The organism is Butyricimonas sp., assembly GCF_019423355.1.
Classification (GTDB): Bacteria; Bacteroidota; Bacteroidia; order Bacteroidales; family Marinifilaceae; genus Butyricimonas; species Butyricimonas faecihominis.
Genome location: NZ_JAHZBP010000013.1, coordinates 17842 through 32239, shown reverse-complemented (window position 1 = coordinate 32239; position 14398 = coordinate 17842). Strand labels below are relative to the sequence as shown.

14 protein-coding genes are annotated in these 14398 nt (G+C 44.1%); 9 read left to right on the top strand and 5 right to left on the bottom strand.

Translation table 11 applies throughout. The features are described from left to right. Positions 1–95 precede the first annotated feature (95 nt). The 5 genes from pseC to QVC79_RS15850 all read right to left on the bottom strand — a co-directional run bounded on the left by pseC (position 96) and on the right by QVC79_RS15850 (position 5651). Positions 96–1256, bottom strand: a complete 1161-nt coding sequence (gene pseC, locus QVC79_RS15870; protein ID WP_270595410.1) for a UDP-4-amino-4,6-dideoxy-N-acetyl-beta-L-altrosamine transaminase — start codon at positions 1254–1256, stop codon at positions 96–98. After that, positions 1253–2275 (bottom strand): UDP-N-acetylglucosamine 4,6-dehydratase (inverting), encoded by a 1023-nt coding sequence (gene pseB / locus QVC79_RS15865; RefSeq protein WP_270582189.1) that lies wholly within the window; start codon positions 2273–2275, stop codon positions 1253–1255. Before pseB ends, pseC begins: the two co-directional genes overlap by 4 nt. A 35-nt stretch (positions 2276–2310) precedes the next feature. Beyond that, positions 2311–4227, bottom strand: a complete 1917-nt coding sequence (locus QVC79_RS15860) for a polysaccharide biosynthesis protein (protein WP_270595409.1) — start codon at positions 4225–4227, stop codon at positions 2311–2313. 137 nt (positions 4228–4364) lie between these two features. Next, positions 4365–5120 carry a hypothetical protein gene (locus QVC79_RS15855; protein WP_270595408.1) on the bottom strand — a complete coding sequence of 252 codons (756 nt, stop codon included), beginning with the start codon at positions 5118–5120 and terminating at the stop codon, positions 4365–4367. Between the two features lie 9 nt (positions 5121–5129). Then, complete coding sequence (locus QVC79_RS15850; protein ID WP_027201723.1) at positions 5130–5651, bottom strand: UpxY family transcription antiterminator; 522 nt, start codon at positions 5649–5651, stop codon at positions 5130–5132. Positions 5652–6385: 734 nt separating this feature from the next. On the opposite strand from QVC79_RS15850, the gene QVC79_RS15845 reads away from it, so the two are divergent. From QVC79_RS15845 to QVC79_RS15805, 9 genes are all read left to right on the top strand, one after another. Beyond that, positions 6386–7288: a LysR substrate-binding domain-containing protein gene (locus QVC79_RS15845; protein ID WP_270595407.1), complete on the top strand. Its 903-nt coding sequence runs from the start codon at positions 6386–6388 to the stop codon at positions 7286–7288. 102 nt (positions 7289–7390) lie between these two features. After that, on the top strand, positions 7391–8332 hold the full coding sequence (locus tag QVC79_RS15840; RefSeq protein ID WP_124316027.1) for a YeiH family protein: 942 nt from the start codon (positions 7391–7393) through the stop codon (positions 8330–8332). A gap of 325 nt (positions 8333–8657) precedes the next feature. After that, positions 8658–9803: a COG1470 family protein gene (locus QVC79_RS15835; protein WP_270595406.1), complete on the top strand. Its 1146-nt coding sequence runs from the start codon at positions 8658–8660 to the stop codon at positions 9801–9803. Positions 9804–9806: 3 nt separating this feature from the next. Beyond that, positions 9807–10547 carry an ABC transporter ATP-binding protein gene (locus QVC79_RS15830; protein ID WP_270595404.1) on the top strand — a complete coding sequence of 247 codons (741 nt, stop codon included), beginning with the start codon at positions 9807–9809 and terminating at the stop codon, positions 10545–10547. After that, positions 10540–11496, top strand: a complete 957-nt coding sequence (locus tag QVC79_RS15825) for an ABC transporter permease (RefSeq protein ID WP_087422533.1) — start codon at positions 10540–10542, stop codon at positions 11494–11496. Before QVC79_RS15830 ends, QVC79_RS15825 begins: the two co-directional genes overlap by 8 nt. Positions 11497–11760: 264 nt before the next feature. Further along, complete coding sequence (locus QVC79_RS15820) at positions 11761–12429, top strand: MotA/TolQ/ExbB proton channel family protein (protein WP_270595403.1); 669 nt, start codon at positions 11761–11763, stop codon at positions 12427–12429. A 31-nt stretch (positions 12430–12460) separates the two neighbouring features. Next, positions 12461–12853 (top strand): ExbD/TolR family protein, encoded by a 393-nt coding sequence (locus tag QVC79_RS15815; RefSeq protein ID WP_027201730.1) that lies wholly within the window; start codon positions 12461–12463, stop codon positions 12851–12853. A 194-nt stretch (positions 12854–13047) separates the two neighbouring features. Then, positions 13048–13704 carry a DUF4136 domain-containing protein gene (locus QVC79_RS15810; RefSeq protein ID WP_270595402.1) on the top strand — a complete coding sequence of 219 codons (657 nt, stop codon included), beginning with the start codon at positions 13048–13050 and terminating at the stop codon, positions 13702–13704. A 41-nt stretch (positions 13705–13745) separates the two neighbouring features. Further along, positions 13746–14354 carry an outer membrane beta-barrel protein gene (locus QVC79_RS15805; RefSeq protein WP_117721399.1) on the top strand — a complete coding sequence of 203 codons (609 nt, stop codon included), beginning with the start codon at positions 13746–13748 and terminating at the stop codon, positions 14352–14354. Positions 14355–14398: the final 44 nt, after the last annotated feature.

Below are 14398 nucleotides of genomic sequence, written 5' to 3'. Positions count from 1 at the left end.
GTGTCATATCGATACAACTTGATCGATATGTTACTCAACATAACTTTCCGACAAATACTCCAGACTCAATGGATACATATCTCATACACCTTTCTTTATCGCATAAATGCAAGAACACTATCGATCACGTATTGTTGCTCCTCGTCCGTCAATGTCGGAAACATCGGTAAACTCAAACAATGTTTATAGTATTCTTCAGCCACAGGACAATCCCCCGACTTGTTACCCAACTCCCGGTAATAAGGTTGCAAATGAACCGGCACGTAATGCACTTGTGCCAATATTTTATTCGCTCGCAAATAATTATACAATCCCAACCGATCCTCGACTTGTATCACGTACAAGTGAAAGGCGTGATACACGTTTCCTGCCCGATATGGTATTTTTATTCCTTGAATATCTTGAAACGCCTCATCATAACGATTAGCGATTTCCTGCCTGCGACTCAAGCCGGTATTTGCCCGACTCAATTGCGAAACGCCCAATGCCGCCTGAAAATCCGTCATCCGGTAATTGAAGCCTAGTTCCTGCATCTCGTAATACCATCCCCCGTGATTCTCGTGTAATAAAGCTACATCCTTTGTGATCCCGTGCGTACGATATAAGCAAAGTTTTTTATATAACTCCTCGTCATTCGTTGTCACCATACCTCCCTCTCCCGTCGCAATATGTTTCACCGGATGAAAGGAAAAAACTCCCGCATTTGCGAATCTTCCATTTCCACAATATTGTCTTTCTCCGCTACGATCTACAAAATAACCTCCCGGAGCATGACAAGCGTCCTCCAATATCCACAAGCCATACTCATCCGCAATTTCTTTTAACTCTTCTAAATTTTGGGGATAACCGGCAAAATCGACCGGAATAATTCCTTTAAATGTTCCTTTAGGATTTTCAACCAACAATTGACGTAACTTGACAACATCCATCAAATAAGTCTCCTTGTCAATATCACAAAACACAACCTCTCCCCCACAATAACGAACACAGTTGGCACTAGCTGCAAATGTCATTGGAGTCACGATCACTTTATCCCCCGGTTTAATCCCCAAGGCACAAGCCGCCAAATGCAAACCGGCGGTAGCATTATTCACCGCTACCGCATGCTCCACTCCCACATACTTGGCAAAAGCATGTTCAAATTCCGTTATTTTTGGTCCCTGGGTCAAGTAATCTGATCGCAAAGTCTCGACCACGACTTGAATATCCTCATCCGTGATATATTGACGACCGTAAGGAATCACTTTATCTATCATTTTATCTCAAAATTAGGATCAACATACTTTTTTATCTTTTCCCGTATACTCTCGACTGTTTCCCACTCCGTGTTATTATCCGAACTATAATGGAATCCATCTGCAACCGGAACTGCATTATGATGTTTAATAAAATCTTCTCTTTTATGCTTGAATGACACCGAGGGTAATATTGCATAATAATCTCCCAGGTCTATCGTGTTCAACGCATCTGTTGTCGTAATCATTTCTTCATGCAACTTCTCTCCCGGACGAATACCCACTTCCAGACATGGTAGATCGGGAGCAATAGCTTTCGCCACATCTTTAATGTGATAAGAAGGTATTTTGGGGATAAAAATCTCACCTCCTAGGTGATGACCAATAGCAAACATCACCAAATCAACCCCCGCTTGCAATGAAATATTAAAACGGGTCATTCTCATATCCGTGATAGGTAATTCTTTTGCACCGTTATCTCTTTTATTCACAAAAAATGGTATCACAGACCCTCGGGATCCCATCACATTTCCATAACGGACAACCGAGAATTTAATATTTTTAGAACCACTAATATTATTAGCTGCCGTAAATAATTTATCAGAAGTCAACTTTGTTGCACCATACAAATTTATTGGAGCACAAGCTTTATCGGTAGATAAAGCTACCACATGCTTTACACCTGATGCCAACGCAGCCTTAATCACATTTTGAGCTCCGTGAACATTCGTTTTAATACATTCTTCTGGATTATATTCGGCCGTATCGACTTGCTTGATTGCTGCCGCATGAATAATCACATCTATATCTTCACATGCACGAGTCAAACGTTCCAAATCACGCACATCTCCAATAAAAAAACGCAATTGAGGATATTGATCATGCGGGTATTTTTGCTTTAATTCAAACTGTTTCAATTCGTCCCGCGAATAAATTACAATACGTTTTACTTCAGGATAATCCCTCAAAATTGTTTCTACAAACTTTTTTCCAAAAGATCCCGTTCCCCCGGTTATTAACACAGACTTATTATTCAACATAACACGCTAATTAATTATTTTATTGTTATTCCTCCTTATTTATCAAACTTTTCGTACACCGAATTCTTCGACTTAAACTCCGGCACCACTTGTTTCATCAATCGCACGGAATCTTCCACTTTCACCGCCAACGCCAACTCAGCCAACCGATCGTAAGCCCCCAGCACCTCTTCTCGCTTGTACTCCCGGACTTTAGCCACCCGAATCTTATCATGTCCCGTGGGTACCGTATTTTCCTCGTTACTTAGTACTTCCTCGTACAACTTCTCTCCCGGCCTCAGACCGATGAATTTGATTTTGATATCTTCATTTGGCGTATATCCGGCTAATCGAATCATTCTTTCTGCCAAGTCAACAATTTTCACGGGATCCCCCATGTCAAAAACAAAGATCTGATTTCCAGTACTCATCGTCGCCGCATCCATCACCAAACGACATGCCTCCGAAATCGTCATGAAAAAGCGAGTGATTCTCGGATCGGTTACCGTAACCGGCCCACCTTGTTCTATTTGTTTTCGGAAATACGGTATCACACTACCGTTACTTCCCAGCACATTCCCGAATCGGGTGGTCACAAACCGGGTCTTTCCCCTGATCTCTCCTCGTTCCATCGCCAGTCCCAAACTCTGCACATATATCTCTGCCAAACGTTTCGACGCCCCCATCACGTTAGTCGGGTTTACCGCCTTGTCCGTCGAGATCATCACCATCATGTCCACCCCGTACTCCACACAAAAGTCAGCCACGAGTCTCGAACCAACCACGTTCACCCGAACAGCTTCGCAAGGATTCTCTTCCATCAACGGAACGTGTTTATAGGCCGCAGCATGAAACACTACCTGCGGATGAAATTTCTCAAAAGCTCCTTTCAAACGCTCTTTCTGCCGAACATCACCGATAAAAGGGGTAAATTTTAGGCTTGGAAAATTCCGTTCCAATTCAAGACGGAGTTCATGCATCGGGGTCTCGGCATTATCAAACAATACCAAATGAGCTACACCAAAAGTTGCCAGTTGACGACACAACTCGCTACCGATGCTCCCGGCTGCCCCTGTTACCATCACGACCTTTCCGGCAAAATTCGCCTCAATCCCCTTTGTGTTTATCTCGATTTCCTCCCTACCAAGCAAATCCTCGATCCGGATTTCTCGGATAACAGTTTTCTTCAACCCGTCACCCAAAACGTTTATGGGTGGAGCCACCAAGTTTCTCACTCCATAAGCCTGACAGTAACGTACCAACCCTTCAGCCTCCCGTTGAGCTGTTTCCGGAGAAGGAAATAGCAGACCATTTATATTGTATTTCTTCACGAAACAAGCAAAATTAGCCTCGTCTTCAAAATAATAAACCGGCAGTTCCGAAATGGAGTAAGACTTAAGTCGCTTATCCGGATTCACGAATCCCACCACGTGATAATGCTTACTCGTGTGCATCCTTTTTTTCAACGCCACACTTTTATCATCCGTCCCGTACACCAGCACCCTCGTTTTACTTGAACGATACAGCGATATTACCAAATCATAAACAAGCACAAGCATCACCCGGAACCCGATAAGAACCACCGTTGTTACCAGAAAATCAACAAGAAAACACGCAAAAGCATGGTTATTGAACATCCGGGAAACAACAAGAGAAACTAGTCCTAGTAAAAGCACCTCCTTAAAAAAGATCGCAACGCCCATCTTCCCGATACTTTTTATGGTGGCATGGCGAATTATATTTTTATTCACCCCCAACGCCATAAACACGAGAAGACTGATCAAGAACGATCCCACAATGACGAACAAGTAAGCATTCCTTGACAAGTCGACAATAAAATTGTCTACAAAAAGAAGAGCCACAAATGAACTTCCCACGGACAACAAAATGTCCACGAAAAGAACCGTCCAAGAATTAACGTACTTCTTTCTCTCGCACAAACAATCACAAATGGAATGAATGGAGTATCTCATTTATACCAAACTTCAAAAAGGAGCGTCCCCTCCGGTATTAATAGCTGATCCGGCTTAGAAGTACCGTTGAGGGAGACGCTATAACCGGGGGTTGCATCTCCCGGAATCTGAGATTTATATTGTGAATCAAGTCTAAATTATTCCTTTTTACCATACAATTTGTCATTGGCGGCAAACTCCCGCCTAGCCAAGATACAAAACACCCGGCCGAACAACTCCAAATCGTCACGAGTAGACAGGACAAAACGTTCTATCATTTCCTCCTCCTCCTGCTTTACACTGACGGCCAACCGAACTCGCTCTTCGGCCAATCGTACCTGTTCAGGTTCCGGCAACTCCATTGCCCCAACAACATCTTCATAAAAACAGAATGCATCCCACCATACCATCGATCCCTGACGGCCCAAATCACGAATAGAGCCAAGCGCCTCGGAAATCAAACTACCGGCCAAAACCCCGTCCTCCATTTCACCCGTGAAATAGTAACAACTACATAACAATCGGCAAATATTCGGGGTACGACACGGTAAAACAATTTTGTCACTTCCCCACGGGGTAAGTATGTCATAAGCCGCATCCAACGCCGTATTTAAGAAATTCAAGTCAGAATATAACAGGTAAGCATCCATCAAATCCACCACGTAACCGGCCCGAACATCTGCAGGGAGATTTTTGTTTCCAGCCAGAGGCTCTATAAACCGGGCGATCTCACGCACTCGTTCATGAATTTCATACGTCTCCCCAAAACTTTCTTCCAACCAAGGATAGACGCGAACCATCGAGTACACGGACAAGTAACCATGCAAGAATCCTGACAACGCCGGGGAGGGACAACGCCCCATTTCTAACTCACACGACCGTTTATACAATTCGTGAAATAAACCTTTTTCCATTATTTTGTATCACTCTATTCTTTCAAGAAACGAACTTGGAATATAAGAAGTAGCAATAGAGGCCACCCCATCCAAACGAATAATTACACGTTTATGATTTTTCAAACGTACCAACTCTCCTTCCAATCCTTGCAAGGGACCTTTAATAACTCTTACCCGATCACCCCGTTTGATTCCTTTGTTCAAAACTTCTACGCTACCAGTTGAGAAATCCAACAAAAACATGAAATCCTGCATTTGTTTATCCGGAACTATCAGCGAATGGCGTCCCTCTATATCTTTCAAATAAACAATATTCAACGAATGATCATTTATCAAGGAAAAACTTGTTGCCTTATCTGTCCGGATAAATATTAAACCATGAATCAAAAGTACCCGGATCTTTTTACGTCCAACGGGGGTTTCTCGTACCTGTTCCTCCTGGGGCAAAAAATTCTCGATCCCCAGTTCATCCAGCTTTCTTTTGATCAATAATTCCTGATTTACACGGGTATAAGCAGCATACCAGTTTAACTTGTTACACGCAACCATTATTTTTATTCTTTCCCTATTTTCTAGCGAACGATGATTTTCTTTGTCTTTGTAATCCCCGGACACACGAACCGCCCGGACGCGCTTCGCGCACTAACCCTGTCACGGGTCCTGATTTACGGCCATGTGTTCCACGCACTTCACTCTACACAGCAACAATGCATGAAAGCTGTCTGCACGAACGATTCATTCAAATTAAAAAACGATCGTTTAATGATATTAACAAAGCAGATCTGTTAAATTGATAACCTAAAAGTGTAAATATCTAATTACAAGAATCCAAAAAAAATTGACAAATAGATGGTGATATTTAAAATTGATGTATATTTGCAGCGCATTAAACGATCGTTTTTCGATCTTTACAGCATACTAATAAACAACAAATTACCCCCTTTTCCTACCCAAAAATTCTTTACAAAAAACAAATAATATTTTCTTGAAAAAAAATTAGTCATTTAACACTATATATTCTCCATAAAGGCATACAAAAGCCACCATAATAATCTCCTCTCTCCCATCTCACACCCTTTCATCGCCCTTTCATCGCCCATTGTCAATAGAACTAGAAGTGCGAATGAACTCCCCTCAAAGACTTACATCAGATTATTACATGATTATTACTATCTTTTTACCAATAATGACGTCAAAATAGCCACGATGCAAAGGAACGTGTACTTTAAAGCAATAGATTGACCATTTTTCTCTACCTTTGTTCAGAATTAAAAGTAAACAAGATGCTAGACCATAAACTCACGATCTTTTATCACACGGCAAAGCATTTGAACACGACAAAAGCTGCCGAGATATTACGACTTTCCCAGCCGGCCATTTCCAAAAGTATCAAGGAACTGGAAAAGGGATTGAGGATCACTCTTTTTGATCGTGAGAAAGGGCGGTTGATGCTTACCCCTGCTGGGAAATACCTCTTGGAACAAAGCGAAGAACTGATTGAACGGGAACGCATCATCACCTTCAACCTGCAGCACATGAAAAAAGAGTTCTCCGGGACTTTACATATCGGGGCCAGTACCACGCTATCCCAGTACATATTACCCGAATACTTGGCCCGTTTCCGGGAAACTCATCCCTATATCGAAATAAACCTGATCAGCGGTAACACCTACCAGATCGAGCAGGAATTACTGGATAAAAACATCCAACTCGCCTTCATTGAAGGTGTACCCTCGCAAACGGACATTCACTACATCCCTTTTTTAAGGGATGAAATCGTCCTGGTTACCTCGGCCAAAAATGATTCCCCGGAATCGATCACGAAAGAACAACTGAAGACGTTAAAATTCGTCGTTCGGGAAGAAGGCTCCGGAACATATAATATTATCCAGCGCCAGCTATCCGCAGCCGGGATGTCTATCAACGAGCTAAACCAACAGATCGTTATCGGAAGTACCGAGGGAATCAAACAATACCTCAAACACTCCAATTGCCATGCCTTGGTCTCCGTGTTTTCCATCCAAGACGAACTGGCCTGTGGCTTGCTAAAAATCATCGACATCGACGACCTCGAAATCTCCCGCACGCTCTATGCCATTCACAAGCAGGGTACCATTGACCCCTACGCCGAGCTACTCCTGAGATTCTGCGAATCCCGGAATCGGAAATCGAAACATAAAATATAGAGGTAATTGAAGTATAACTAAAAGTTATACCATCTGAATATTTCTTATTTCCAAGATTCATATATTTGAGAGAATTTTGCACCGAACAAATAACTAAAGATTATGAGCAAAATTCAACTGAACAAAAATCAAAAGGAAGTACTTTTCATCGTAGCTTTATTTCTTGTACCATTTCTTGATCCGGGCTTTGCCCTTTTACTAGGTCTAATTTTATCGCTGACTATCGGTCACCCATTCTTGGCAATCAATAGCCGGATCACCCATATACTTCTCCAAATATCCGTTGTAGGACTAGGTTTCGGTATGAACGTGGAACAAGCCATCGAGGCCGGGAAAACAGGAATCCTATTCACCATATTTTCTATTGTCGTTACCATCGGTTTGGGATTATTCTTTACCAGCAAACTAAGAGTCAACCGGGACACCGGATTCCTCGTTTCCGGGGGAACCGCCATCTGCGGGGGAAGTGCCATTGCCGCCTTGGCTCCTGTCATTAAAGCCAAAGACAAGGACATCACCGTGGCCATGGGAACCATTTTCATGCTTAACGCCGTGGCACTATTCATCTTCCCAATAATCGGACGTTGGTTGGAGATGGACGATCATCAATTCGGATACTGGTGCGCTATCGCCATTCACGACACAAGTTCCGTGGTCGGTGCGGCCAAAACATACAGCAACGAGGCTTTGGCTATCGCCACCACGACCAAACTGATCCGGGCGCTTTGGATCATCCCGGTTTCATTGATCGCCGCCTTCTTCTATAATAAAGGAACAAACACCAAATCAAAAATATCCATTCCTTACTTTATTTTCTTCTACATTGTCGCCATGATCATCGCCACCTACACGCCGCAATGGGGACATCTCTACACTCAAATCGTGGGATTCGCTAAAGTCGGAATGTTATTCACACTATTCCTCATCGGTGCCGGACTCTCTAAAGATACCATCAAACAAGTTGGTTTCAAACCGATCCTGTTAGGCATCATCCTTTGGATTTGCATCAGCACACTATCGGCTAGCGTGATCATGCTACTATGATGTGGTTCATAAGTTTTACAAAGTTCATAAAGTCAGGGGGTCCAAAAGTCTTATCCAGTATCTACAAACTACCCCCACCAACTCCCCCTGTGTAAGGGGGAGTTGGTGGGGGTAGTTATTTAAAATTGAATTTTTGGACAGCCCCTGTCTATGTAGTTTGAGCTATCGTTAAATACTGTCCGAAGGCCTCCCGTCACTTTACGAACCTTATGAACCAAAATAATTTTTTTTCAAATCTTTTAAAAATAAGTAATACAGATAGTATATATATTTGGAAACGTATTGAAAATCATATCAAAATTATCTAATGAAAATTTTTATGACAATGCGTGCAAATTATTTTAATCTGTTACTGGTACTGCTGATGGGTGTTCTTCCCATACAATTGCAGGCCTCGGAATCCGACAAGAATGTGATTCTGTACACTCCCTACACGAAAATCGCTGTTCCACCGGGAGAATCTGTAAACTACAGTATTGACGTTATCAACAACTACGATGTAGTTAAAAACGTGAACTTATCCGTGAAAGGACTGCCACGAGGCTGGAATTACGAACTAAAGGCCGGCACGTGGACCATCAGTGAACTTGCGGTCCTACCCCACGACAAAAAGAACGTTTCGTTAAAAGTGGACATCCCGCTAAAAGTCAACAAAGGAACTTACCGTTTCACGGTTGTTGCCGAGGGACTTGGAGAACTCCCCATCGCGATCACGGTCTCCAAACAAGGAACCTACCAAACCGATTTTACCACGAATCAACCCAACATGCAAGGGAACTCCAAATCCTCGTTTACCTTCAACGCCACGCTGAAAAACCAAACAGCAGAACAACAGCTCTACGCGCTGATGGCACAAGCTCCCAGAGGCTGGAACGTGGTCTTCAAGGCAAACTACAAGCAAGCCACATCGGCCCAAGTTGAACCGAATGCCACCCAGAACATCACGATTGACATTAACCCTCCGGCCAACGTTGAAGCCGGAAGTTACAAGATTCCGGTACGTGCCACGACAAGCACCACCTCTGCCGAGCTAGAGCTGGAAGTCGTGATCACGGGAACCTACCAGATGGAACTGACAACACCCCGTGGCCTGCTCAGCAGCGAGATCACCGCGGGAGATAACAAAAATATAGACTTAATTGTCCGGAATACCGGATCGGCAGAACTAAAAGACATCCAGCTATCTGCCAACAAACCGGTTGACTGGGAAGTAACCTTCGAACCGGCAAAAATCAATCGCTTGAAAGCAGGTGAAACCGCTAACGTCACGGCCACGGTAAAAGCATCCAAAAAAGCTCTTCCGGGAGACTACGTGACTAAAATATCGGCCAAAACTCCGGAAGTAAACTCCTCGGCAGATTTCAGAATCGCGGTGAGAACACCAATGATCTGGGGTTGGATGGGCGTACTGATCATCCTTGTCGCCTTGGGATGCGTGTACTACCTGTTCCGCAAATATGGAAGGAGGTAAATCATGAGCGAGCCTATCATCGAACTTCATGAACTGACGAAAAAGTACGGGAAATTCACCGCTGTTGACCACATAAATCTCGCCGTCCAAAAAGGGGAAATATTCGGGATTCTCGGCCCGAACGGGGCCGGTAAATCCACGACAATCCTAATGATGCTCGGATTGACGGACCCGACTTCCGGAACGGTACAGGTCTGCGGGATCAATTCAACCCGGAACCCGATACAAGTACGGGAAAAGGTGGGTTACCTGCCGGAAGACGTCGGATTCTATGATGACATGACAGGTATCGAGAACCTGTTGTACACGGCCCGCCTGAACCGGATCCCGGAAGCGGATGCAAAAAACAAGGCCGAGGAATTACTCGAACGGGTAGGGCTACCGGTTGACACACAGAAGAAAGCCGGGAAATACTCCCGGGGTATGCGCCAACGTCTCGGACTGGCGGATGTGCTGATCAAGCAACCGGAAGTGATTATCCTTGACGAACCGACATCCGGTATTGACCCGGCAGGGGTTCAGGAATTCATGGATTTGATCCGGCAATTAAGAGAAGAAAACGGGCTGACCGTACTATTCTCTTCCCATCATCTGGATCAAGTTCAGCAAATCTGCGACCGGGTAGGCCTGTTCGGGGGAGGTAAACTCTTGGCAGAGGTCAACGTCAACGAGTTACAAAACGAGGAACACGGGCTCGAAAATATGTATAACCGTTATTTCGGAGGAGGAAAAAGCCATGAATAAAATACAAAGTCCGTTCTGGGTAATTGTCCGTAAAGAAGTGGCCGACCATGTCAGAAGCTGGAAATTCATCATCCTGATAGCCATTATCGCGCTGACTTGCATGGGTTCCCTCTACACGGCATTAACCAATATCGGGGCAGCCATCAAACCCAATGATCCCGACGGTTCATTCTTGTTTTTGAAACTATTCACCGTATCCGACGGCACCCTGCCCTCGTTCGTGATCTTCATTAACTTTCTCGGGCCGTTATTGGGCATCGCGCTCGGGTTTGATGCCATCAATTCCGAACAAAGTAAAGGAACGCTTAGTCGCATCCTGTCCCAACCCATTCACCGGGATTACCTGATCAACGCCAAATTCGTGGGAGCCTTGATCGTCATCGGGAGCATGTTACTAGCCCTTGCACTTCTGGTTATGGGATTCGGGCTAATAGCGATAGGAATACCGCCGACAGCGGAAGAGTTTTTGCGTATTATAGCCTTTGTAGTGGTTAGTATTATTTACGTGGCCTTCTGGCTGAACTTATCCATTTTCTTCTCGATAAAGTTCAAACAGGCCGCCACCTCGGCTTTGGCATGCGTGGCCGTATGGTTATTCTTCAGCGTCTTTTACAACATGATTATCAACTTGGTCGGTAAAGCCATCAGCCCCTCGGCCATGGCTAGCGCCTACCAAGTCATCAGTTACCAGAAATTCATGCTCAACCTATTGCGTTTTGCCCCAAGCATGCTCTTCAACGAGGCAACCACAACACTACTGATGCCCTCGGTTCGTAGCTTGGGTCCCTTGACCATGGAACAGGTTCATGGGGCAATCCCCAGCCCGCTACCACTGGGACAAAGTTTAATGGTTGTCTGGCCACAACTCACGGGACTGATTGCCGCCACCGTCATCTGTTTCGCACTCTCGTATGGTTCTTTCATGAGAAAGGAAATCAGATCCCGATAATGCAAGAGGTGTGTCAAAAGACTTTTGGCACACCTCTAGTTTGTAAAGTTATAAAGTTGAACCTTCGGTTCTAAAAGTTCATAACATCCGTTAACTTTAGCGGTAGCTTTGTCGATGGCAGCTAGAGCTGCCGCTAAACATTGTTCGAAGGCCTCTATTAACTTTACAAACCTTATGAACTTTATAGACTTTACAAACTTTCTCCCCTCGAATTTGTGAATTCGTAAAAACCACATTATCTTCGCACGACTATAAAAAACGAGTATGATTAAAACTTTTATACTGGCAGTGCAAACTGCACCCGCAAACAACGCTGGAATGAATCTATGGGATATGGTCGTAATGGGCGGCTGGTTGATGATCCCCATATTTATATTGTCTGTTATCATTATCTACATTGCTTGCGAAAGATTCTGGCTTATCCGTAAAACAGGGCTAACGGATGTCCCTTTCATGGAAAAAATACAAGAAACCTTGAAAACCGGAAACACACGTGTCGCGCTCGAAGAATGTGACAAAGAAGGCTCGCCACTGGCACACACTATCGCCAAGGGAATCAAAATAAGCAACGAAGACCCGCAAGAAATTCGCCAGGCCATGGAAGACACGGCCAATTACGAGGTCGCCAACTTGGAACGAGGTCTTCCAACCTTAGCCACTTGTGCCGGAACCGCTCCCATGATCGGATTCTTGGGAACCGTGGTCGGGATGGTACAATCTTTTTACGATATGTCCATGGCCGGAAACAGCATCGACATAGGTCTTCTCTCCCGGGGTATCTACACCGCCATGATCACCACCGTGGCCGGGTTGATCGTCGGAATCATCGGTCAATTGGCCTACAACTTTTTGGTTGCCCGTGTTGACAAAATCGTTTTCCGCATGGAACACTACTCCTCTGAACTTATCGAATACCTCCGTCCCAAAAAATAATTTTCAATTCTCAATTTTCAATTATTTCGTCATGGCAATAAAACGTAAAAGCAAGATCAACCCGAATTTCAACATGTCGTCCATGACCGACATATTCTTCCTATTGTTGCTATTCTTCATGATATCCTCGACGTTGATCAATCCCAACGCATTGAAATTATTATTACCCAAAAGCACGAATCAAACTTCGGACAAACCTGTCACGGTCGTGTCTATCGACAAAAACTACACGTTCTACCTGAACGAAAAAGTAATCCCTTTCTCCATGCTGGAGCGCCGGCTCGTGGAAGAACTGCGGGAATTGGAAGATCCGTGTATCTCCCTTCAAGCGGATAAATCTGTTCCCCTGGAACAAATCGTGAAAGTGATGAATATCGCCAAAGATCACAACTACCGCCTTATCCTAAGCACGGAACCCGAATAGCCTCTAAAAATTCATACTACCGAATTAGCCCAGAACAGGTTCACGAAAAAAATAATCGTGTAGCTGAAACCTATCGTTCAAGTCGGCGTATACAACCTCACAAGTGAGCAAAACTTGACATTCATCGCTTGTAATGATTATCTCGTTGTAGATAAATATATTAGCAACAATTGTTAAACTAAAACTAACACAGTATGAAACGTTTATTATTTTTATCATTCATCGGGCTGTTTGCACAGTTTCTGGTATCATGCTATCCCGGAGGCGCTGACAACGTGGAGGAGATGGACGTTGCCATAACGAATTATGACAAAAATGCGGACTTCACCAAGTACACCACATTCTCGCTCCCCGACACTATTGTTTATTTCGTGGCAAAAGGAGAAACTCCGAACCACGAGTTCGACGCCCAAATCTTACAACTGGTAAAAGACAATTTTACCCAACTCGGATACTCGTACATCGAACCGACTAGCGAGGAGGATCAACAACCGAGTTTCATTGTCACCGTATCAGCTTTCTCTAACGTGAACTACTATTATGGCTCTGACTACTGGTATAACTACTGGGGTTGGTATCCGGGCTGGAACTGGATCTGGGGTCCGACATGGGGTCCGGGCTGGGGTCCTTCATACCCGTGGTACCCGGTAACGGTATACTCTTACAGAAGTGGTTCCATCGTGATTGACATGATCGCAACCAACCAAGAAGCCAGCTCAACCAAGAAAGTTCCTGTACTCTGGAGCGGTATCGCCGACGGTTTGTTACAAGGATCAAAACAATCTATTATTGACAGAATGGAATCGACGATTGACCAGTGTTTCATCCAGTCACCGTACTTGAAAAAATAGTAGGATAGATCATTAATTGTCAATTTTAAATTTAAACGATTATGAGAAAGTTATTAATTATATCGCTCATACTATTCGGGCTTAGCCCATTAGTAAAAGGACAAATGCTGAACTTAAACTACCAGATGTCTGTTCCACTTGGAAAAATGAATGACTATGCCGGCAAAATGAGTTTCCGGGGTATGGATCTTGAATACCATCATTTCCTAAACGAGAAATTCTCTATCGGGGGTATGATCGGTTGGAACACGTTCTACAAGGACAAAGGTAAATTAACGGGAGACTTCCTGTTCAAAGGTAGCAAAGATATTCACACGATCACCGGTTATCAATACCGCTACATCAACACGGTACCCATCATGGTGATGGGACGTTACTGGCTGACAGATCAGAACACCACGTTCAGACCTTACCTAGGACTCGGATTAGGTACCAGTTGGACAGAACTAAAAACCGATCTGGGACAATTCACTGCCACGAACGCAAGATGGCAATTCGCTTTCGCACCCGAAATAGGTACCATTATCCCCGTCAATGACCAATTTGCATTCAACATCGGGGCTAAATACACCTACGGAACCAAATCTGGGAAAGTGGAAGCCATGCAAAACTTCACGATCAGTGTAGGTATCGTCTTTATGGGAAATTAAACAGATTAAACAACTAGGTAATCAATAGGGAGACGTGTCAAAAG